Annotated in this window: 22 protein-coding genes; 10 read left to right on the top strand and 12 right to left on the bottom strand. The window is 54.5% G+C overall.

The annotated features are described in order from the left end of the window. Positions 1–341 precede the first annotated feature (341 nt). The 4 genes from H0O22_RS01755 to H0O22_RS01735 all read right to left on the bottom strand — a co-directional run bounded on the left by H0O22_RS01755 (position 342) and on the right by H0O22_RS01735 (position 4299). Positions 342–1442 carry an AAA family ATPase gene (locus H0O22_RS01755; protein WP_185187363.1) on the bottom strand — a complete coding sequence of 367 codons (1101 nt, stop codon included), beginning with the start codon at positions 1440–1442 and terminating at the stop codon, positions 342–344. 453 nt (positions 1443–1895) lie between these two features. Further along, positions 1896–2123 carry a hypothetical protein gene (locus H0O22_RS01745; protein WP_185187361.1) on the bottom strand — a complete coding sequence of 76 codons (228 nt, stop codon included), beginning with the start codon at positions 2121–2123 and terminating at the stop codon, positions 1896–1898. A gap of 139 nt (positions 2124–2262) precedes the next feature. Then, positions 2263–3390, bottom strand: coding sequence for a site-specific integrase (locus tag H0O22_RS01740; RefSeq protein WP_255439402.1), 1128 nt, complete (start codon positions 3388–3390; stop codon positions 2263–2265). Between the two features lie 447 nt (positions 3391–3837). Next, positions 3838–4299, bottom strand: a complete 462-nt coding sequence (locus H0O22_RS01735; RefSeq protein ID WP_185187359.1) for a hypothetical protein — start codon at positions 4297–4299, stop codon at positions 3838–3840. Positions 4300–4382: 83 nt separating this feature from the next. Here H0O22_RS01735 and H0O22_RS01730 point away from each other — a divergent pair, with 83 nt between their 5' ends. Beyond that, the gene (locus H0O22_RS01730; protein ID WP_255439401.1) at positions 4383–4853 is read left to right on the top strand and encodes a GIY-YIG nuclease family protein; all 471 of its coding nucleotides are present in this window, start codon (positions 4383–4385) and stop codon (positions 4851–4853) included. A 138-nt stretch (positions 4854–4991) separates the two neighbouring features. Here the strand turns inward: H0O22_RS01730 and H0O22_RS01725 are convergent, their stop codons facing one another. Both H0O22_RS01725 and H0O22_RS01720 read right to left on the bottom strand, forming a co-directional pair. Next, positions 4992–5363, bottom strand: a complete 372-nt coding sequence (locus H0O22_RS01725) for a hypothetical protein (RefSeq protein ID WP_185187358.1) — start codon at positions 5361–5363, stop codon at positions 4992–4994. 387 nt (positions 5364–5750) lie between these two features. After that, positions 5751–5882: a DUF3721 domain-containing protein gene (locus tag H0O22_RS01720; protein WP_185188214.1), complete on the bottom strand. Its 132-nt coding sequence runs from the start codon at positions 5880–5882 to the stop codon at positions 5751–5753. Between the two features lie 219 nt (positions 5883–6101). Here H0O22_RS01720 and H0O22_RS13255 point away from each other — a divergent pair, with 219 nt between their 5' ends. The 3 genes from H0O22_RS13255 to H0O22_RS01710 all read left to right on the top strand — a co-directional run bounded on the left by H0O22_RS13255 (position 6102) and on the right by H0O22_RS01710 (position 8696). Next, positions 6102–6227 (top strand): hypothetical protein, encoded by a 126-nt coding sequence (locus tag H0O22_RS13255; protein ID WP_255439399.1) that lies wholly within the window; start codon positions 6102–6104, stop codon positions 6225–6227. A 51-nt stretch (positions 6228–6278) separates the two neighbouring features. Then, entirely contained in the window at positions 6279–6668 is a 390-nt protein-coding gene (locus tag H0O22_RS01715) for a putative quinol monooxygenase (RefSeq protein ID WP_185187357.1), read from the top strand. Positions 6669–7835: 1167 nt separating this feature from the next. Continuing rightward, entirely contained in the window at positions 7836–8696 is an 861-nt protein-coding gene (locus H0O22_RS01710) for an NAD-dependent epimerase/dehydratase family protein (RefSeq protein ID WP_185187356.1), read from the top strand. Between the two features lie 205 nt (positions 8697–8901). Here the strand turns inward: H0O22_RS01710 and H0O22_RS01705 are convergent, their stop codons facing one another. Further along, entirely contained in the window at positions 8902–9699 is a 798-nt protein-coding gene (locus H0O22_RS01705) for a hypothetical protein (protein ID WP_185187355.1), read from the bottom strand. An 842-nt stretch (positions 9700–10541) separates the two neighbouring features. Between H0O22_RS01705 and H0O22_RS01700 the strand changes: the two genes are divergently transcribed. Together H0O22_RS01700 and H0O22_RS13250 are read left to right on the top strand one after the other, a co-directional pair. After that, the gene (locus H0O22_RS01700; protein WP_185187354.1) at positions 10542–10814 is read left to right on the top strand and encodes a DUF3303 domain-containing protein; all 273 of its coding nucleotides are present in this window, start codon (positions 10542–10544) and stop codon (positions 10812–10814) included. Between the two features lie 1134 nt (positions 10815–11948). After that, on the top strand, positions 11949–12008 hold the full coding sequence (locus tag H0O22_RS13250; RefSeq protein ID WP_255439536.1) for a hypothetical protein: 60 nt from the start codon (positions 11949–11951) through the stop codon (positions 12006–12008). Positions 12009–13374: 1366 nt separating this feature from the next. Here H0O22_RS13250 and H0O22_RS01690 read toward each other — a convergent pair. After that, positions 13375–13680: a hypothetical protein gene (locus H0O22_RS01690; protein WP_185187353.1), complete on the bottom strand. Its 306-nt coding sequence runs from the start codon at positions 13678–13680 to the stop codon at positions 13375–13377. A 117-nt stretch (positions 13681–13797) separates the two neighbouring features. On the opposite strand from H0O22_RS01690, the gene H0O22_RS01685 reads away from it, so the two are divergent. After that, positions 13798–13962, top strand: coding sequence for a hypothetical protein (locus H0O22_RS01685; protein ID WP_185187352.1), 165 nt, complete (start codon positions 13798–13800; stop codon positions 13960–13962). A gap of 1445 nt (positions 13963–15407) precedes the next feature. Here H0O22_RS01685 and H0O22_RS01680 read toward each other — a convergent pair. The 3 genes from H0O22_RS01680 to H0O22_RS01670 form a co-directional block, all read right to left on the bottom strand. Beyond that, the gene (locus H0O22_RS01680; protein ID WP_185187351.1) at positions 15408–15653 is read right to left on the bottom strand and encodes a hypothetical protein; all 246 of its coding nucleotides are present in this window, start codon (positions 15651–15653) and stop codon (positions 15408–15410) included. Positions 15654–15809: 156 nt separating this feature from the next. Continuing rightward, positions 15810–16142, bottom strand: coding sequence for a hypothetical protein (locus H0O22_RS01675; RefSeq protein WP_185187350.1), 333 nt, complete (start codon positions 16140–16142; stop codon positions 15810–15812). A 104-nt stretch (positions 16143–16246) separates the two neighbouring features. Continuing rightward, a complete protein-coding gene (locus tag H0O22_RS01670; RefSeq protein WP_185187349.1) occupies positions 16247–16873 on the bottom strand; it encodes a DoxX family protein in 627 nt (208 codons plus the stop codon). 1096 nt (positions 16874–17969) lie between these two features. Here H0O22_RS01670 and H0O22_RS01665 point away from each other — a divergent pair. Then, entirely contained in the window at positions 17970–18269 is a 300-nt protein-coding gene (locus H0O22_RS01665; protein WP_185187348.1) for a hypothetical protein, read from the top strand. 226 nt (positions 18270–18495) lie between these two features. On the opposite strand, the gene H0O22_RS01660 is transcribed toward H0O22_RS01665, so the two are convergent. Beyond that, complete coding sequence (locus H0O22_RS01660) at positions 18496–18720, bottom strand: hypothetical protein (RefSeq protein WP_185187347.1); 225 nt, start codon at positions 18718–18720, stop codon at positions 18496–18498. A gap of 1146 nt (positions 18721–19866) precedes the next feature. Here H0O22_RS01660 and H0O22_RS01655 point away from each other — a divergent pair. Then, positions 19867–20439 carry a hypothetical protein gene (locus H0O22_RS01655; RefSeq protein ID WP_185187346.1) on the top strand — a complete coding sequence of 191 codons (573 nt, stop codon included), beginning with the start codon at positions 19867–19869 and terminating at the stop codon, positions 20437–20439. A gap of 717 nt (positions 20440–21156) precedes the next feature. Further along, positions 21157–21339, top strand: a complete 183-nt coding sequence (locus H0O22_RS01650; protein WP_185187345.1) for a hypothetical protein — start codon at positions 21157–21159, stop codon at positions 21337–21339. The last annotated feature ends 354 nt before the right edge of the window (positions 21340–21693 follow it).

Genomic DNA, 21693 nt, shown 5'->3' with positions numbered 1-21693 from the left:
TTTCAAGGCACAACAAGCATCCCGGCATAGATGGGGGAGGGGGCCGGGACACCGTTGCGGGAGTGAACACGACCTCCCTGAGTGAGTGCGACGGACACAGATGTCGCGCTCGATGTCGTTATCGCTCTATCCAGCGTGGGCGGCTATGGGCATTACCACGCTTGGTTCTGTTGACAAAAACGATCCCACTGGGATCACATAAAAAAGCTGGGGTGCCACCCCCAGCCTGAAGTCCCCAAGTCATGTCTCGAACGCACCAAGTGAAGCTGCACCGGTAGCCGTTGCCATCGGTACCTCTACTCACCCTGGGTAGGGAAAGTCCTGCTGTGCCCTAGTGGGGGTTAGGTAGGGAAAGTCCCAATCCCATAGAGCCAGGCCGGTCGACCTCCCGTAGAGGCAGCTTTGACCTTGCTCATGAGCTGTTGAGAGCTCAGTTCTCGGCAGCAACGCCGGGCAACCTCGGCATTGCAACCCAGTTCTGCCGATATCTCACAAGCACTGAGCCAGGTATCTGCTGTGGAAAGAAGCTGAAGGATCTTGTCCTTGAGCTCTCGCCTCTTTTGAGGAAGCAGATCGTTGGGGTCAGCCACGCTCCGTAGAACCCAGCTGAAATCCTCTTGAGAACCCTGAAGGTTCCAATCCGTGCCGAGCTGGCAATTGCGTTTGCCAAGGCAATACAGAACAAAGTGATCTGGAAAATCAGGTTTAGGCGACCTGGCCAGAGCCCAGACGTCGCTTACGGCAGCAGTGAGGGTTCCTGCTCCCAATACGTCATCGGTGGAGATTGGCTTTGTGGTTTGACCATCTGTTTTGCGAAGGTGAGACGCGATGACAGCCATGAAGTTCATCTCCCCAGCCAATTGGTTCAGCCCATAGAGAGGGGCCGCAAACTCCGGAGCGTTCATCCGCACGCCATGAGCACCGTTGCCCACAAGGGTCGTAACGCTGTCTGCAAGGACGGCTTTGTAGCCCGCGTCTGAAACCAAGCGGCGAAGCTTGGTTAATTCCAGGCCATTCCACAAGACTTCGTCTGGGAACAAGAAGTCGAATTCAGCGTCGATGCCCATGGCATCAAGCTTGTCGAGGGCATTAGTTCTGCTCTCATCACCTTGAACAACCAGAACCTTGCTTTTGGTCGTAGGGAGCTGGCCCATGAAATGGTCTCCCCTGGCGATGGCCGTAGCCATGGCATAGAGCAGTGATGTCTTGCCAGAGCCCTTGTCCGCGGCCAGCAGAACGCAGGCACCACGTGCGCCGATCTCCTCGACAATCCATTCAGTAGGTCGCCTACTGGCTTTGAGTTCACTGAAGGAATGGACTTTCCCTACTCCGGTGCCACTAGGGGCGAAGTCGGGTTGGGTGAGGGGATTCGAGGATGTGCGTCGCTGGCGTTGTATGTGTTGTTCGTAGACAGGTTGCTCCTGTTCATTCTCGAACTGCATCAGGAAACCCCCCTGGCGAATTGAACCCACCTGAGGGACGCCAGTGGATTCGATAAATGAAAGGCCTCAGCTACTCGCAAGTAGCTATCTGCACTCCAACCCTCACGGTTGCTTGTACGAGGAGAGCAATGCAGCACGAATTAGGCGGGCTTAGTCTGGGGTTATGAGTTGGACCCCAGCCGCCCTCGAAGGCGGCTTTTTTCATGCTGATTGCTCCGCAAGCTCAAGGGTGCGGTGATCACGAGCAGTGAGCTCGGTGATGACCTGATCGCACCGCTCTAGGTGGTACTGGACAGCTGACTTGGGGTTTGGGAACTTGCGGCGGAAGTGGACGCCAGGCTTCAGGAGGCCGGCCGTACGCCAACGAAGAAGTGTGCGTTCGCTCAGGCCAAGGTGATCAGCGGCAGCGCGCTGCGAGACCCATGCGGGTAACGGGTTTGGCATTACTGGGGGTTAACGAATGCCCATCCCCTTGAGGGCCGCCACCACTTCATTACCGAAGAAGCCTTTCACGCTCTCGAGGAGAAGCGTGTAGTCGCCTTCACTATCGCGATTGATGCTGTTGTAGAGATTCCTGGCAACAGAAATGTTTTTCGCAGCCTCAGGACTGCGAAATTTCTTTCCGAGGGAGCGGTGATTGCGTGGGGGCCTGGCCATCAAAAGGATGAACGTGAACACCACCGCTCAAGGAGCCCTGACCCTCGTTCTCGCAGTTGGTGAACCTGCGGCCCAGTGACTTACGTCATCGACAGCGTGGCCTTGCGGGCACCTGCCGTATCAGTGCCCGGCAATCTATTGACCAAATCCTGACCTGCAAGGTCTAGGCACGACTTCGGGCTTTTTTGAATGCGCTAGCAGCCCCACTTTCAGTCGCCCAGGGGTAGCTGCGGCAGTGCGTTTCGAGGCTGTGCCCCATCGCTAAAGCCATTGCGCCGGAATCGATCCCGAGCTGATGCCCCCGCACACTGAAGCTGTGCCGAAAGCTGTAAACGCTTACTCGCTCACCATTGGCTTCGACGGCCCCGCGCAGCTGAATCCACCCGGCCCGGCGCCCCAGGTAGGTCTTGATTGCTTCGGCTACTCCGTTGGTTGATGACAGTGGCGGCAGATTGATTTCACCGGCTTTCCACCGCTGCATCAGATCCCATTGCTGCACTTCGCCGTCATCGCCTTTCAGCGGGAGCGGCTCTAAACGGCGAGGTCTCGTGACACCGCCTCCAGCTCGCTTCTCGTAACTGCACCACCAAAACGCCTCACCGGTCTTGCGGTCGGTTTTCACGCTGAGGTGGAGCAACTCAATCGGGCGGAGTCCCAGCTCAGCGAGCAGACGAATGGCATCAGACCAGCGACGCCCCGGTCCGTCATCAGGGAACGAAGTCAGCAAATCGAGGATCTGCTGATCAGAGAGCGGGTCGCTCTTATGGCTCGTGGCATCAGGCGGCTTACGCCCGATGTGGTCTTTGAGGTCGATAGGGGGCTGCCAGATCTCGGGGAACTGCTGTCTTGCGACGCAGTAGCGAAGGAACTGGCAGAGGTTTCGCGCCCGCTCCTGCCTGGTGCGGCTACCGGAGGCCCAGGAGCGAATGCAGCGATCAATCAGCTCCGCAGGGCTTGTGGGCTGATCCTTCCCCGTAAGGAGCGCCACTGCATCGCCCAGAACCGGGACGTACTTGCTGTCCCAGGTGGCTGGCTTGATGACCGTTCCATGGTGGAGCTTCTGATCCTTGAAGCGCTCTACAGCCCCACTCCAGTCGAGCTGTTCAATCAGCTTTGGGGCCTTGCCTGCAGCAACCTCTGCGGCCTGCTTGAGGGAGTAACCCTCCGAGGCGACGAGTTTGTAGATGTGGCGAACGCGCACGTAGACATCTCCCGCGTCGTTTGCTGACCAGGCAAACGGCAGGGTTACTGACTGACTTGGAGTGCTGTCGCAGCGGACCTTGAGACGCACTCGACCACGGGCTTCCTCCACTGTCCAGCCACGAGCAAGCCCTCTCACCTGCTGGCGCAGGGAAATAGCCCAAGCGTCAGAGTGAACAACCTCGGGCACACGCGTGGGCAAAACGTGGGCAAAACCTACTTAAGTGGACAGGACATGGCAAGACAAAGCGGGCCAAAGAGCCTGCTATGACAAGAGCCGCCAGTCAGAGGCCACATGCTTCTAGTGCTTTGGAAGCACTAGGTCGCAGGTTCGAATCCTGTCGCCCCGATTGATTTCTCAGCGAAAGTCATCAAGCTGGGCATGCAAAAGGCACGCAAAGCCCATCCTCTGGATCGGCAGCAACAGGTCATGCGCCGTTGCGCGCTTGAACGGCCGCGGACACACTAAAGCTTGTGCGTCCCACGAATCTGGTCGGTCCTTACCGCCAGGCTCGTCCTAGTGGATGCGCCACCCCTTTTAAGAGCCTGAACCGGCTTGCCCAAACATCCGGTCCCAGGCGTTTTCTCGCTCCGCCAATTCTTCTCCTGTAGGCCTGAAGTTTCGAACCTTGCTGTCCTTGCGACTTGGGTCACCGGCCAGCCAGCCGACGTGATCGGCTTGAAGCCAGGGGCCAATCTCGTTGCTGTGAAAAACGTAAAAGCTCGGTAGATGGTCGGGGTCCGTAAGCCTGACCAGGACGTACCAAAGCGAATCAAAGACCAGCTCGTTCTTAGAACTCATGATCCACCTCGAGACCTTGGCGGTTGAACTAGTTGTTTTGACTTGGATGTTGACCGTCTGGAGAGTCTCCGGTTCCGTGGCGATGACATCGATCAGGGTCTGACCGTCGTCGGTCTTACCTGCAACAAACCCACGCTGAGCAAGCTGCGCAAGGACGTAGAACTCGCCCGCGTTGCCGAGATTCTTCTTCTGGATCATGCCCGCATGATGGTCCGGTTAGCTCTTGGCTTGCACCGCAGGCAGCACCTCAGGGGCAAACTGGTTGTGAAAGCCGTTTATTGATGAGCGAAGGCATCGTCTACGTCCTGACCAATCCCGCCATGCCTGGCATGGTGAAGATCGGGAAGACAGGGCGTGAGGTTGAGGCCCGCCTAAACGACCTCTACACAACTGGCGTGCCCTTGCCGTTTGAGTGCGCCTACGCGGCAAGGGTCGCGGATATGGACAAGGTTGAGAAAGCCTTCCACAACGCGTTCGGGCCCTACAGAGTGAACCCAAGGCGGGAGTTCTTCAGCATCGAGCCTGAGCAAGCAATCGGGCTGCTAGATCTGATGAAGCTGGAGGACATCACTCCAGCCATGCAGAGGGAAGCGGAGAAGGTTGATACCGAAGCAAAAGCCTCATCCGAAAAACTCAAGCGGCAGAAAAAGCCGCGGATGAATTTCTCCGACATGGGTATCCCTGACGGGAGCCCGCTTGTTTTCCGCGATGGGCAAACTTGTTTCGTTGAGGACCCGCGACATGTTCGCTAAAACGCCGACGTCTATTCCCTGTCAGCTCTGACACAGAAGCTGATGGACATTCAGTGGGCCGTTCAACCCAGTCCCTATTGGACTTTTAACGGGAAGAATCTGAAAGACATCTACGACGAGACCTACACCGAATACTGATCAGAGAACAGGCGGTGAAAGCTTTTCCAGCCTTGCTTTGTGCATTGCTTCCTCCAGCATCATCCACTCCGCTGCTGTGTGACGCGTCTTCCACCCGTACCGCTCACATAAGGCGTTGCAGTAGTCCCCAATCCTGAGGATCGTTTCCAGATCAACGCGGCTAAGCCGTTCCTTGGCCACCACGTTCCGGTCACTCCAATTCACCACCTGAGCAACGCGCTCCCGTAGCCCATTCATCTCCAGCTGCCGATGCCCCCTCTCATTCAGTGAAATGAAGTCATCCAGGTAGCCGTCATCCATCAAATTCTGAAGGCTTGAGCGACTCCGATATCCAAGCTCTCTTGCAGCTGCTGCAATGCTCTTAATGGCCACTATTCGCTAAATCTCAGCGCCTAAACCAGCCTAAGGAATTTTGCACTGACGGTAGATGAATCGTGCGCCTTCGGATCACCCTCATGCATCAAGGTTAGAAGGACCCAGCTCAAGCCACCTTCGCCTACTCAGAAGTTTTTAGACTTCTTCGTTTAGGCAGAAACAGTGATACACTAGAGACAATCAAGGCAATTTTTAATAAGCCAAGAATCACTGAGTAGTAGGGCTGCAAGTTAATTGGTCCGAATCGACCGGTATGCAGCTTTAGCAGCCAGAAGGCATCGATTCCTTGGTCAAGCAGGCCGCTGTAGACAGAGCCTGAAAGGGAAGTAATGAGGAGTGGTACCGCTGCAACAGGCACGATCACTCGATGAATGCGTCGAAGATTCACTGTTTTCGCAATACTTGGTGGAGCGAGGCCTCGTCAAGGCATGGCATCCATTTCCCTTCATTCATATGTGTGCCTTCACACCCAAGCTCGTGAGCTCTTGTGGCAGCCTCCGCGCGTGATGGATACATGCCCTTTGGGTGCGACCACAACTGCAGAGGCAGCAGGATGACTCCGATCCCGATGATCAGACGAAGCAAGGCCTTTAAGCGGCTGCAGCCAGAATGCCCATTGTCGATGCCAAAGGGCAAGAGAAAAGGCGACCCGAAGGCCACCTCATGCACTTAAAAAACCAGCCCCAGTCCTGAACGTCAGGTAATCGCGTCCTTCATCGCAGCGAAGCTTTCAGGGTGTCTGACGGCGATATCGATCGACTGCAGCGCTCGGATGCCAGTCGTGCCCTTGGCGAAGTCGGCATCGTCCGTGAGCTGGACGCGTTGGTCGGACTGCAAGCTCAGCCCCAGCAGCGCCCCTGACAACAGCTCAACCCTGTCAAGGTTGGAGAGCAAAGGCTTTTTCTTGATTCCATGGCGGCTTTCGACCACAGCACCCCCTTCATGCTCTTGGCTCGTATCCACGTCAAGGAGGGACGTGTTGATGAGTACTTGGAGTTGGCACGTGTTACCGATGCTGCAGTTCAAGCGAGCGAACCCGGAATGCTGCACCACACTTTCGATCAAGATCCAGATGATCCAATGGCATTCGTCTGGTCAGAGGTCTATGCGAACGATGCAGCCTTTGCCGCTCATGTCTCAAACCCCCCCGTTCAGGAGTATTTGCAGAAGCATGCAGAGCTTGGCGACGGCTTCAGCGTTGAGGTCTACGGAACTGTCGGCGATGAGTGCAAGGCTCTGATGGAGTCGTTCGGGCTCCCACTAAAAATCTTCAAAACGATGCTGGGTTACAGCAGGGTCTGATTAATGGCTGAGCCATTGCACTCCTAGGTCGATCAGAGCCATAACCACTGAGGACACGGTCCCCGCAGGCACTGTGATCCGAGACGGGGGAGTGCCAAGCTCCCCCAAAACACCCCCCGCTACTGAGCAGTGGGTCGGGGAGCTATGGCCTGATTTCGCAGGCGATGCCGTAACTCCACAGGATGAGACGTGGGCTGCTCAATCCATCCAGCCATGGCTAGCAGCGCCCATTCGACGAGAAATCCCCTCACGTCGCTTCTTCCCGAAGCCGCAGGACCTGCTTCGCATTTGAGGAGCTGTTCAGACGGTAAAGATCGTGCATCGCACGAATCTTTCTGGGACTTAGCTCCAGAATCTTCCTCGCGGGTGCACCATCCCTTGGGTTACGAGCACCGCCAAAGACGCAACTCTCTAGAGACGGTTACTGCAAGCGCAGTTGACAGAAACGGGGGTTATCGAGAAATGCATCTCTAATAGATGTGGAAAAGAGAGCATCCACTCAAAAAGAAAGAGTAGTCATAAATACCGAAAGAATCAACGAAATCACATCGACACTAGGTCATAAACTGTCGAAGCCGTTTAAGAACGATTTTGAAGCTCATGCACCAAAAGATCCTGCATGAGGAGAGTTAGCGCTACACCCATTAAAGCGAGAGAGATTCCCATCTGCCTGTCTGAGGCATCCGCTACTTCTTTCGAAAGCTCTAGGTGCTGACCCCATTCGAAATGCATAAAGGCCCTACAGCTACTGACAAAGTAGGCCATAAGAATCTGTTTTCGAGTCCATAAGCGCGCAATGCGTAAGGCTGCTAAACACAGTTTGTGTCTGCGGATGTTGATGCAGCAACCAAGAGCGCAGCATTTAATACCATTTGCACGACAAGCAACTTCTGATCACGTTATGTTTCAGGTGTGCCTGGTGTACTCCATGAAACAGTTATCGCTCTCAACCAGTCAGCACTTTGAGATAGAGCGCTTTAGTCGCGAAATTGACCAAACTGAAGACATCGACAGCTTGCAAAAACTCGCAAAGACTTTATTGAGGGCCTGGATCCAGCAAAAAGCTGTAACCAACTGGGCTATCTCAGAGTCAACCCAAAACCTAGGGAGCAAATAAACACCCAAGTTTTCAACCGAATTATTTTTTCCCATTAGTAGTTCTTTGAGATGACTAAAAGTATTGCCATTATTGGGTGTGGATATGTTGGTGGAGACGCTGCAACCGCTCTTAGATACTCTGGATACAGGGTTACTGGTACATCCCGATCAAGGCAGGGACTTATAGGAATTCGTGACATCGTCGATGAGGCATTTTTGCTGGACATTTCAGATGAGTACTTTCCTTCTTCTTTTCTTGAGCATCAGGACGCACTCCTTGTCTCAGCAGCTCCAACTCGTAATGGCGAAGGATATGAGTCGCTATTCGGAAAAGGGATAAGCAACCTTGCCAATGCGTTGCGTAATCGTAGGAGTAGCACCCCACTGCAGCTTATATATATAAGTTCTGCTGGAATATACGGTGACTGTGGAGGTGAGATGGTAGACGAGTCTACTGAGGTGGACTGCAGCCATCAGGTAAATAAATTGCTAATCGACTCTGAGAAGATGCTTCTAAATCTGGGCAGACAGGACGTTGTTTCCTGCATATTGAGGCTGGGCGGAATATACGGTCCAGGACGTGATATGGTCTCATTGATAAAGCAGGCGGCTGGCAGTCAGATACCCAAGAACGGAGATGACATGCAGTCATGGACAAGCATAGTCGATATAACGAGGGCGATTAAGTTCGCCCTCGAAAACAAATTGCGGGGTATATACAATATTGTTGATGATACCCAGCTTACTCGTCGTCAACTTTCGAACAAGGTTTGCGAGGCAGAAGGACTCCCTCCAGTTTTGTGGGCAAATACAAATCTTCCAGGTATGAGAGTATCAAATGCCCTCGTGTCTAATCAAAAGATAAAAGACGCCGGCTTTGAGTTCTCTTCGCCAAAAATGTTTGTTGAAGTAGCTGCTACGCATTTTTAGCCCTCGCCACACGTATTAAGTCTTGCAAGTATGTCGCTTCACGTCTCCCGCTAGCAATATTGCAGTACTCAAGATAGCATATACAAACTATTTAGTCACCCTGGGAACTATAAGCTATGTTTAAGGCTACACCTGCTACGAGCAGAACCTCTACTAAGTCATTAGCCTCTGCCTCGTCGACAAAAGCAGATTGCAGTGCTGCTATTCAGGATGCACAAGGTAGAGCGAATAAGAGCCGTTCCCACCAACGCAACCTGTGATGCTCATCAAAGTCGATGCGCAGCTGTTGAAAATGTGAAGGCTGCAAACATCCGACCTCCAAGCGAAAGCCACCATTTGGCAAGCGCTCAGGAACACCGCATGCCAATCCATCATTAAACACTCCTTGTAGCTCTGCTTGAAGAAAGGGTTCGGGATCCCACCGGACAAACTCAGGCGCTGATGACAAGCCAGCAACCCCAGAAAACGGATTGAAGCGTTCGACAACTCCAGAGCATCCATCCAAAGGCTTCAATAACGCACTCATCGAGTTGGCCTGGCGCCTTGACGGTTCAAGCTCCTTACTGAGCTGACAACGGAATGCAACCGCACCAATGGCATTGAGACGCCAATCACAGCCATCCTGCTTCCAAAGCAGCACCAGCATCGAGCGCGATCGGCCGTGAAAAAAATTGATTTCGTGGCCAAACCGGCCCAGATCATCGGAAACCTCCAGACTCGACTGGCCCCCAGCACCTGCAAATTGCCAGCAGGCTCCTGAAGCGTTGTAAGTGGATCGACTCAAGGCATACTGCGCTGCACCACCAGGAGCAAAGAACAGCCCAGTGCCTTCCCAAAGACCATTATCGGCATCCTCGAAGCTGATTGCGTACCGGGTGTTGCTCACGACGCTGGTGGGTTGCCGGAAATCAAGCTCGCCATCGTCTCGACGGACATACCAATGACTGTTCCCTTGCCACACCCCCTCAAAGTTGATTCGGTTGAGTTCCCACTGATCCGTCATAACCGGTGTATCTGAGCTAAACGACGTGAATAGAACTCAAAACAACAATGCGTCCGTAGGAACTTACACAAGCCAGGAAAGTGAAATTTGACCACATAGGAGTGTCGATACTCTTTCAGTTTTGAGGAAACCTCCTAAGTGATGGTATTAGTAGGCGGGCTAAATTTCTGCATCGCAGTAAAGCTTTCATCGACTGAAACCCTCGGGTACCGGTCCGCCCCTTTTCCACATCGGCATCGTCAGCGCTTGTCGAGCTGTTTCTCCAGAGCAAGAGCCAGGGGATCGGTTGCTGAACTTGGCTTACGGCAAGCTTGCGTTTGATTAAGCCACCAAAGCTCGTAATCCTTGTGGTGACCAGCCATGTCGTGAATGGGTGTAGCAACTGCTCCTTGTACTGACTACGAATCTTCAAGTAGGGATGGAGAGCGCCTCTTGACGAAGAGATCGCTCAGCGCCCCTGCTGTCGCTCTCAGGGGCTTTTCTGAATTTCGAATGTCCTGAAGGTCACATTCCTCTCGCGCTAACCGTGATTGGCGCGCCATAAAGTCCAAGAGCCGCAATCTCTTCGTCAAGGCATGGCGGCTCAAGGGGGTGAATCGCCGGTTCACCCCTCCCCTCTTGCGTGATGAGCGCCACCAAGGCCATAACAGCTGAGGACACGGTCCGAGAGAACCCCGTGGTCCGAGACGGGGGAGTGCCAAGCTCCCCCACCTCAACACTCCCTGCGACTGAGCAGTGGGTCGGGGAGCTGTTGGTCCAGAGGCAGATACTTTCTCTAGTGGCGGTTGTTACGCATTGATTCGCTCCCTTGCGGTCACTGTGGGTTGGTTAGACACTTCTCCATGACCTTTTTGATGCACTGGTCTTTCAAGACCGGCTATCACGAAATTGCCGCCAAAAAGTTCATGGCGACAGGTGCGCCTTTCCCCGCGTGCAAGTCCTGGAAACGCTTCCACGCGCCTGGCTCGGTAGAAGGTTGGATTCTTGTGGAGGCGGACGATGCATCTGCCTGCTACGAGCATGCGGCTGAGTGGGCTGAGTGCCTGGATTGGGAGGTGACTCCCGTTCTGTCTGACGAAGAAGCTGGTCCGCTGATCGCCAAGGTCTACGCGTAGTTCCTTGCAGGGGCTCCGCCTGACGCGGTCGCCCCAATTCAAAACTCCCTGATACTGAGCAGTGGGTCGGGGAGCTGTGCCAATGGGTGCTGAGCGTCCCGCTCCCAACGGTTGCGCCGGAACTTGGCGCACATTGAACAGAGACAAGCAAAGTCGTCGCCCTTGGCTCCAATGCCGCCCATGAACCCCTCTTGCCCCCATCGGGTGTGAAGGGTGTTCGGCCACAGCATCGCCAGGTCTTCGTCGCTTGGAGCGGTATTCGGATTCACTGCCATTTCTGCATCATGCACATAGAGCAGGAAAAGCGGTGTTCTGTGCCCCGTTCCGCGCCCGGAAATATCAAGCGGGAAAGTTGAGACACTTCCCAGAAGGGGTTATCAGGCAATGGACCACCTTCATCACATTGAGCAGGCGGTCAAGGAAAGCCCCTGGCGTTCGACTTCCAGAGGCTCGGGTCTCCCATGACGCCGGCAAACCCACGCCGTTGCTGAGCGATTAGAAGCAGTGACAGCAACTACTGCAATAAGTATTTCTACTCGTCAAGCATCTCGATGGATCGATTCAATCTCAGACAAAGTCTTTGTAAGAGGCTGAGCGGAAATTTGTCGCGTAAGGAAACTGGTAACCAGCTTCCATAAAGCTCAGGAACTCCTCCGCACGGTACAGACTGTCGACGAAATGGCAGCTCTTCTCCTGATCACATACCAGGAACTTTCCTTCTGCGATTCGGTCAATCGACGCCCCATGCGGAGTAGTGGTAATTCTCGTGCTTTTTGATATGGCCATGAGAAAGGGGCTGCAAAAGACAAAGCTGTCATGACCTTGGTCGGCAAAGACGTGTCGTATCAATGGACACTATTTGAGTCTTGATTGATGTCTGTAGGCAAGAATCCCTAAGACAGCAAATCGGTATGGGTAGCTACGCACTTCAATTGGGGGCATGAATTATCGATACGACAGTATTGCTGGTTAGAACGATGGAACTCCTTTTCCTGCTGGCGCTAATCACAGCCACTTCGTTTATGGGTCTCAAGATGACGCCAAGAAAGAGGCTCGACTAAATACCGATGGATTTCTGGCACTGGGCAGGACCGTCTCCTCCGCCGGATAACGATAGACCGGTATAGGCGCACCGTGGGAGAGCTCTTCGTGGGTGGAACCAACGTCCAGCAGCAGATGGTCAGGAGTGGTTAGACAGTGATCTACTGGAAGTACGCCGACCAGTGCTCTTGGACCGGGTAGCTCTGAGGCTTTGCGGAAACCGAGCCTTGATGAAGGGAAGAACTTGCATTGGCATGCGCCTCACAAATGGGGCTAGACCAAAAGCAGACACGGAAAGGCTATGCCCCCCCTCACCGATGGCGTCCTCATCCTGTTATTCCTCTGGGCAGTAGCAGCGGTCGTCCTCGAGAAGGCGGCAAAGGAGCCAGACCCTTCCTGCCACGTCTTCCTTAGAGAAGGCGACGAGCACCCGATGAGTGACTGCTGAGCCAGCCAACAGCAAAGCTCTCTTTTGACTCGAATGGGCAAGCCTGACTGGATGCAATGACCGATACATTTAGAACGTCAACTCAAGGAAGGAAGCTGAACTAAATCTTTAGAAGTTTTCACTTGTCACTTTGGAGACATAGCTCCAAGTATCAGCCCTTGGTAGAAAGGAAATGTCGCCTGACACGCAGAGGAAGGCGGTGGCGAGTAACCCAGCCGATGGACGCAAGGTCGGCTGGAGCTCGTCACGCAAATATGTGACTGAACGAATCCCTGCAATCGGTGCAGAGCAATAGCCTGGGAATGATCTGCTGAAATTGAATTCCGGCAAGCTTGCGTTTGATTAAGCCGCCAAAGCTCTTAATCCGCGTGGTGACCAGCCATGTCGAGATAGTACGTAGGAAATGCTCCTTGTACTGACTACGAATCTTCAGGTAGGGGTGGACAGCGCCTCTTGACGAAGAGATCGCTCAGCGCCCCTGCTGTCGCTCTCAGGGGCATTTCTGAATTTCGAATGTCCTGAACGTGTGATTCCTCTCGCGCTAGCGGTGATCGGCGCGCCATACAGGCCAAGAGCCAGAATCTCTTCGTCAAGGCATGGCGGCTCAAGGGGGGTGAATCGCCGTTAGTCCCTGCCCTCTTGCATTGACGGCAACACCAAGGCCATAACCGCTAAGGACACGGTCCGAGAGAACCCCGTGATCCGAGACAGGGGAGTGCCAAGCTCCCCCAATCCAACACTCCCCGCTACTGAGCAATGGGTTGGGGAGCTGTTAGCGCTACTCCTCTTCTTCTTCCCAGCGTGAGCGTCTGTGAGCAGCGCACAGCTCACACCTGCAAGGCAACAGAAAGTCGCCACCTATCCAGCAGTTGTGGGGGTTTTCGGCCACAAAAGGGCCAAATCCTCGTCGCTCGGACGGGCACTGAAACTCGTTTCCATTCCCGAAGCTTGCACCTAGATCGGCGATCGCGCCGTCGACCTCTATGAGCAGGGAGCCGGTGCATGATTGCATTGGCGTTGCGGCCGAAATAGAAGCGGGGGGGGAGCCGTTTCGACAAAGCAAACCTGGACTCAACCGACCTTCACGTGATCCATTGCCCAGCACTCCGTGGCGCCGCCAGAGAACAGGCAAACCATGGTCTGGTCAGGGTCGATGACTCTGTAGGTGGAGCCGTCCGCGAAGTTCTTTAGCCGTGCGTGCAAGTGGGCAAGATCGTGGTCGGGATGTTCTTCGGTTTGTCGCCAGCCTTTGCTGGTCAGTCTTTCGATAGAGAACACGAGCTTCTCAGTGGGAGGGATGCATAAGGTCAATCGGCGGCGCTGACTTGGGTAAAAAACACGGAATCTCCTTGGGATCACACAACCAATGGTGGCCATAACGGTGTCGGTTGCATCAAAGCGCTATCTATGGGGCGAACCTGGTGAGGAGTCCCTGTCATTAGTTGCAGGAAGTCATGACGTCATTACCTTGCGTTTCTCGTCAATCACGAGGACATGGCATTCGATCGAACAGATCCAACGCTTCGGGTCGTTCAGGCTGCGAAAGAGCGTGCCAGGGCAGTACTCAATGACAAGTCCCCAAAGCTCACAGTGCTTGAGAAAGCAATGTGGCAAAAGCTCAAAAAAGAGCAGCAACAAGCAAATGGCAAGGCGGCTTGAGCTGTGAACTGGCTGCTGTTGCTTGTGATGGGGACGATTGCTGTAGGCACAGTTATCGGAACTACGCTGCCGGCGTTATGAGCATCCTGCGCTTTCGGAGGTTGGTGCCCCCGCTGGCCCAAGTGCCAAGTGGTCAAGAACTAAAGATGTGTGCCTTTGGGGTCTGGACAGACCCGTTTCCTATGAACAACCTTCACTTTTGACAAAGAGAGGTAATCCCCGACAGGAGGCTGCGATATAGGAAGTATTCAGCTTGCATCAATACGAAAACTCGCCAAATTCAAGTGGCCTAACGAGATTGATGCGTATCTCTCCGTGGGGGTACCGCCTGGCCAGAGCACCTTTTTTGTACAGGAGCAGGATTACCGCAGTTACTTCTCCATCTGGTGGTCGTTGCTCTAGTCCGGATGAAGGAGGGCTTCTCGCTCTCTCCGGGTGGGTCCGTAGTACTTACGAATCGTGAGGGGATGATCGCCGAAGGATCGCTTTGCAAGACCCAAGGCAACCGCCTCGTTGATAGCCACAAAATGAATACGCTTCTCCCCGCTAGGGGTATGGGCGGTTATGTCAAACCCATGCATGGCCTCTGGGACGTAAAATCAGTTCTCTTGTTAAGCACTTTCTTGCATCAAGGCAACAGGTTTACAAAAACCTTCACTTCAGCTTGAAAGTGGAAGAAATGCAGCGAACCAGAAGCAACGGCTACCAAAAATAATGTGCTCTCCAGAACATGGGCGGTTTGCACTACTGCTTCTCGATCTAATACCCGAGAGTATTCACCTGACCTTCGTCACCTCGCCGTGACCAAGTTCCACAAAGATCAAGCCGAACTAACTGGTTACACGCTGGACCGCTGGGATCTGCACGGTGTTCCCTGTACCTGCTCTGAGTGCACTGCTGAATACGAGAACCTGCAACTGATGCAGACCGAGAGGGACAAGCAATTTCTGAGGAAAGCAAGCTGACAATGGATATTGAAGAGGTCGATGAGCGACTTGCTTCTGGATGGCATGTCGACCCATCGGAGCTAAATCCCCAGGACAGTCCACAACGGCGGCGGTATCTCAAGACGGTCGATGGCTGCAGACCTCCAATGGATCAGGACCTCCAGCGTCAATCCACCTGACGAGAAGGCAGCAAGTCGTCGAACAGCTTTTTGTTATTGGTCGAACCTATGGATTACGAAAAGGTGGGACGAATCTAGGCTTGCCTAATCGCACAAAAGCGCTTCCACCAAACTCCTCGCGACTGAAAATTCGGTCATGGTGCTGTTATCGATGCTGTTCATCGAGGGACTGCGCGAGATATGCCCCCGCCTCTTCCAAGGCTTCGGTCCGCCTGGAGAGGTCAAGCTCCCGCTGATGAGCTTCTGGGTCGAGCTGCTGCTTCCCCCCGTTCATCATTTCCGTGTAGGTGAGGGCTCTTGGCTTTGAAGTCTTCACTGGTCAGCCAGGCTCCTTCTCCCAACGGTCGCTCCGGATCTTGGCGCACATTGAACAGCGACAAACAAAGTCGTCGTCCTTGGCGCCGATGCCGCTCATGAACCCCTCTTGCCCCCATCGGGTGTGGAGGGTGTTCGGCCACAGCATCGCCAGGTCTTCGTCGCTTGGAGCGGTATTCAGATTCACTGCCATTTCTGCATCATGCACATAAAGCCGGAAAAGCCGTGTTGTGCGCACAAAAGTGAGCATCGCGTCAGCACAAGAATCAAGTCAGCCTTTGCAAGCCCTCGGATTTCCGAGGTTTGACCACCTTCACAGTAAGCAGACGGTCAAGAAAAGACCGCCGTGACTCAACTCCGCTGTTTCCTCGTGCTCAACTGCTGCCGCACTTCTCGTTGATAACTACTATTGAGCCAAAGAGGTCTTTGGTTCTCTGTAGCTGCCGTTGCAGTGGACAACAATCTCATCTAGCAGGTATTTGGGGTTTTCCTCGATATGAGCTTTTATACAGTGGTTGAAGTACTTAGCCTCTTCCTCAATAGCGGACATCTTTTGATTGACCTGAATGGCATTCACCATTCCGATTGCAAGAAAAATGGTGCCAGCTGTCGCTAGCACAGGGTAAAGATGGGCGTTGATGAGATCACGTGCGTTGCTCATGGCTTCTTGGGAGGCTTGATCTTTTTCTAGCCAGCTTCGGGAGATCGAACAATCTGCTTCTGCAGGTAGGTCGTTCATGAAAAAACCGCGGTGGCTTCTCCGCGGTTTGGGGTCCTACCCGGGCATTTTCCTCCCGAATGGGGTCATAGTGCCGGCTCCAGTAGCTGTTGCAAGCGGTACGCCTACTCAGGTTTTTCAATAGGAATAGCTGAGAGTTGCAGTCCACTTCCACCACTAGGGGTGGCGCCAACAGAATTGTTGAGCAAAAACGGAGCCATCCCTGCATCAAACGAGAAACGACCGGGGCCAGTCAGCAAGATCGCAAGGCTGCCTCCTAGGTACAGCAAGACAAGCTCCAACACATAAATATTGAATCCACCTGTGAGGATGTGTTGATAGGCCGCCACGGCCATAGTTGAGGTGAGCGCGAGAGCCCCCAGGGGAGTAAACAAACCCAGGATTACAAGCCAACTCCCGAGCAACTCAGAAAAACCAGCTGCATAGGCAAAGAACAGAGGAAAGGGCAGGTGCAGCGACGCAACGTAGGTGTTGGCGAACTGCTGTGGATCGGCGAGTTTTTCTTGACCGTGGTGAATCATCAACAGACCGATGCTTAGTCGGAGCAGCAGTAACCCTGTTGATGCAATAAGCCCTGGCCGAGTTAAGTACCTCAGAACGGCGGCTGAGAGGGGTAACTTCGCTCCCTCGATTTCAAGTTCCGCCCATGGAACACTGCGGCCCACAAACCACAGGGCGATGGTGGCAGCCAAAAAAGCCGTGACCAACTCAACAGGATTTGAGAGAGGCATGGCCCTCAAACAACTTGGGAGATCTTGGCGGATCCCGTTAAGAAACGTGAAGTCGCGCTGATGCTGTCGCGATCAGTACACCTAACGAGACAGGAGCGGTCACGGGCGCTGTCTGCTCCCTTCGCCTGCACCGCAGCTGATCTGGTCCAAGCAGACAGGCAGACAGGGGTTAGGGCAAAGGGGCGGGCCCCAAAGCACCTGCTCCGAGGGAGGGGGGCTTGGCCCTGGTTGGGGTGGGACTAGTCCTGGCTCAGCGCGACCTGGTCATGAAAAAACCGCGGTGGCTTCTCCGCGGTTTGAGGTCCTACCCGGGCGTCTTCCTCCCGAATGGGGTCATGGTGCCGGCGCTGGTAGCCGTTTCAATCGGTAGGTCTACTCACCCCAGGTAGGGAAAGTCCTGCTGGGCCCTGAAGCGCTTTTTCTTGAAGTCGATGAACAGCATCGAGAGCTTCATGAGCAGGCCAGCCATGAACCTCCATCAGCTCTTTCACCAAAGTGTCGGGCCCGTTGGTGATGCCCTCATTCAGGTCTGAAACAACCTGATGATCACGGGCAAGCGCATCCAACCGAAGAGATCTCAGTTGATGCGAGCTGAATTGATCCATACCTCACTCAACAGCGGCCGCGTCCCTTTGGGATAGCCCCCAAATAGGGAGGTTTGCCGCCCTGGGCGAAAACGCGGCTTGGAGTTAATGCTCTTGGCTGTCCCAGCGGACCCGACGGTGAGCAGTGCATAGAGCGCAGCGGCAAGCTGACTTCTCGCCTAACCAGCATGCATAAGGGGTCTTAGGCCAGAGGAGTGCGAGGTCGTCGTCGCTTGGTGTGTTGTGGAGGCTGTTCGGGGTTACTGCCATAAACCAATCGTGCACAAAGAACGAGGAACACGCCGTGATGCGTCTCCCGTTGGTTCGACTTGCACTCCTGTGGTGACCGAAGGCCATAAGTGCCCTGGAGACGGTTCCCGCAAGCGCCATTGTTGAGACGTGGGGCGAAGTGCATTTCGCCCCACGTCTCACCTTCACTTGACTGGAGGGTGATCTGAGAGTCATTGCATCCCCAAAAAGCCGCTAGGGTCTCGTCCCTGGGAGATATGTGAATGCTGTCCGGTTTCTTAAGCGTTGTTTTTGCCGCACTGTCCTTTGTTCAAGTCCCCCAGTGGGACAACGACTGGACCAAGTGTTCCGTGGCTGTGCCCGACACGGCCTGTCACTGGTACGTGGTCAACCCAGACAACACCTTTGGCAAGGGCTTCAGCTGGATTACAGCGCCTGAACTCGACGTCGAGGCACTTCAGGACGTTGCCGTCCAGCATGACTTCACCGTGCAAAGCGGCTACCAGACCACTGTCGAGCTGATGGATGCTTCCTCTTCGGTGAAATACGGCGACGACTATTGAAATGCAACCCCAGCCCCGCCTAGGCCATAACTGCGCCGGAACTTTTTAGTTCCTCCTCACACCACACGAGCGCTCCAGAGGGGGCGCTTTTTTGTGGGCTTGCACTCCCGGGGCGACCGGAGCCATGACTGCTGAGGGCACGGCAGGTGCAAGTGCCGTTACCTGAGTCAGGACGGGGGTGAGTTCTGCCTCCCTCGCCTCAACTCTCCCGCTACTGACCAGTGGGTTAGTGGCTGTGGTCATGACCGCTGTGATCGTCTTCGCCACCGTCTTCTTCACAGGGAGACCAGACACCAAACCATTGGTAGGCGCCTTCGCAACCCATCTCCGTTGCCCGTTGCAAGGCTTCTTCCTTCGTGGCAAAGGTGTAGTTACCGTCAGGATCTTCGGCTCGAACGCTTGTGGCGATGAGAGACGAAGCAAGCAGCACAGCAGCAGCGACTTTGCTCATCTCTCCATTGTGGATGTGGCAACCCTTGCGCTGACGGCAACACCAAGGCCATAACCGCTGAGGACACGGACCGAGAGAACCCCGTGATCCGAGACGGGGGAGTGCCAAGCTCCCCCAACTCAACACTCCCCGCTACTGAGCAGTGGGTCGGGGAGCTGTTGCCTGATTTTGCAGGCGTTGCCATAACGCCAGAGGACGAGACTTGAACTCCTCGATCCGTGTGGAAGCGGCTGGGTGCCCCCGTCGCCAACAACACCCTTCCGGCGCTTCTCTTTTGAAGCCGGAGGGGCTGTTGCGCGTTACTCCTCTTCCTCTTCCCAGCGCCAACGCCGATGAGTCGTGCAGCGATCACATCTGCAGACAAAATCGTCGCCTATCCAGCAGGTGTAGGGCGTTTTTGGCCACAAAAGAGCTAAGTCCTCGTCGCTCGGACGGGTGCTGAAACTTGCTTCCATTCCTACAGCGTGCACATAGATCGGTGATCGCGCCGTCGACCGCTATGAGCTAAGTAGCCGTTGCCTAATTGCACGTCATCCAGTGGACATGCTTTGAACTGCTTCGAACCGAACGCTGGCCAGCATCTCCCGGCCACAACCACAGCCTTCTGTCGAGTCGTCATTGAAGTCGGGGGAGCCGCTTCGCCCAAGCAAACCTGGACTCACCCCACCTTTACGGAGTCCATTGCCCAGCACTCCGTAGCGCCGCCTGAGAACAGGCAAACCATGGCTTGGTCAGGGTCGATGACTCTGTAGGTGGAACCATCCGCGAAGTTCTTCAGCCGTGCGTGCAAGTGGGCAAGATCGTGGTCGGGATGTTCTTCGGTTTGCCTCCAGCCTTTGCTGGTCAGTCTTTCGATGGAGAACACGAGCTTCTCAGTGGAGGGGATGCACAAGGTCGATCGGCGCCACTGACTTGGGTAAAAACAACGGAATCTCCTTGGGATCACGCCATGCACAGCGTCCCAGGAGGTGTCGCTTTACACGAAACGCTACATGCAGTGGATACTGATTGGCTCCCAAGGAAAAGAGCCCGGGCAAGCACTATCAGCAGCATGCGACCACCGACAAAACACAAGGTGTTCGGTAGGAACTAAGGGGCAGGCTCGTCTTCCTATGAGCCGCCCTTAATCCGTTGATCCATACCTGCTTGCGCCGAACTTTGGTAGTCAGTGACCAGGTCGCTGCAGCAGCGAGGGAGAGCCAGAAGGTCTGGACAGTCACGCAAAGCGAGTTGGCGCCGCTCGATATCCGCGACGCTCAATTCAGAGCCTGGCGATGGCATGCAGCGATAGGTCGTTGTGCTGTGCCGATCGTCTCAAGTCTCGATTTCCCTGCAAGCAATGTCTCCATTAGCCAATCAAGAAACGACAGGAGCACAACTGTTCCTCCCACACCCACTTTGAGAATCCGATTGAACCATGAATCCCAAAGCAGATCGGTATTTCTCCTCTCTCAATATGACGACGAGGCATCGTTATGTCATGGAAACAAGTCCGTCCGCACCATGGCTGTCTTGATTCAAAGCCGCTCCAGCAGCGATGAGTCTTGGCAAGACGAGGGCAGCAAAAGAAATCATTTCAAGGCCTACCTGACCGCACTGGCGAAATCACGCGTCACAGGCCGCGCCTATCGATTGCTCACCAGCGACGGAGACGTTCTGGAGCAGATCGGCGAATCTACCTGCGACGACAAACCTGATCGCAAAGCTCAGGTGCACTAGTCCGTTAAAGCCATAGAGCTGCCAGCGGCAAGCGCCGCCGCTCCAGAGGAGCAAGGCGCAGGACGCAAACAATTGCAAATCTGTATCACTTATCTCAGGTCGGTCTCGTGCCGAGGCGTTAGAGCTGGCTTCGGTTGCAAAAGTCTTGATGGATCTCCGATTCGTCCCGTCTGAACCAGCTCCAGGAAAAGGAACACTTCAGCCTCTCGGGCGCAACGAATACCGCGTATGCGGTCCTGCTGGATGCACTGTCGTAAAGGGCTATGCCAACGCCCTGTACTTGAGCCGAAACGTCCCGGAGGCCGATACCAAAGGCAATAGAGGCGAACAACTTCCTCCCTATTGGGGAAGTCGCGACGGGTTCCCCTTGCAGTCCTAAGCCACCAAGAGCCATAACCGCTGAGGACACGGCCGAGTGATTCCCCGTGATCCGAGACGGGGGAGCGCCAAGCTCCCCTAACTCAACACTCCCCGCAGCTGAGCAATGAATCGGGGCATCGGTTGAAGCGAAAAACGTCGAAGACGACACCAGGGTGGTCATCCTCACTGTTGTCGGTCCATGGATGAGGGCGAAGGAAGCGAAGAAAGCTTCTGCGTTGCCCACTGTCCTTCAGACTCTGCTCTAGTTCAGATCGATCAAGAGGCCACCCAGAGGCGAGGAGCTCATAACCTCTTCAGGGTCCATGCTCAGGATGGATTCCTCAAAAACTTCTGGTCTTGAGCAAGCTGCATCATGCGCAAGATCTCGTACTCAGCCATGCAATCGGCACAGCCGCACGGAACGCCGTGCAAATCCCAACGGTCGAGCGTGTATCCAGTCAGCTCGGCTTGATCTTTGTGGAACTTGGTCACGGCGAGGCGACGACGGTCATTCAAACCCTCTCGCAGATCAGCCCCTGAAACAGTCGTGCAAACCGACCATGTCCGAGGGATCACACTGCATTTGGTAGCCATTGCTCCTCAGTCGCTTATTTTCTTCTACTTTCAAGCTGAAGACGAGAACAGCATCTGCAGATGAGAAGCCAATAACCGCGTCGCCGCATCGAAGATTCAGCAAGAATTGCGACAGCCCGTCAAAAACCTCAAGCCCCAACAAGACAAAGACAATGGTTAAGAGTGTGACCTACGCGACAATCAGCTTGGATTAATGATCAGTTCGTGGATGCATCCGGCGGCATCAAGGCAGCGAGAGCGACACCCGGACGAGAAGAGGGGAGTCAAAATTACAAAGAGAGTCTCTCCAACCCTGCAAAA

Origin of the sequence: Synechococcus sp. LTW-R (assembly GCF_014217875.1) — a bacterium.
In the GTDB taxonomy this organism is placed as follows: Bacteria; Cyanobacteriota; Cyanobacteriia; order PCC-6307; family Cyanobiaceae; genus Vulcanococcus.
The sequence above is the reverse complement of the archived record's forward strand: the minus strand, read 5'-3'. Positions and strand labels throughout refer to the sequence as shown.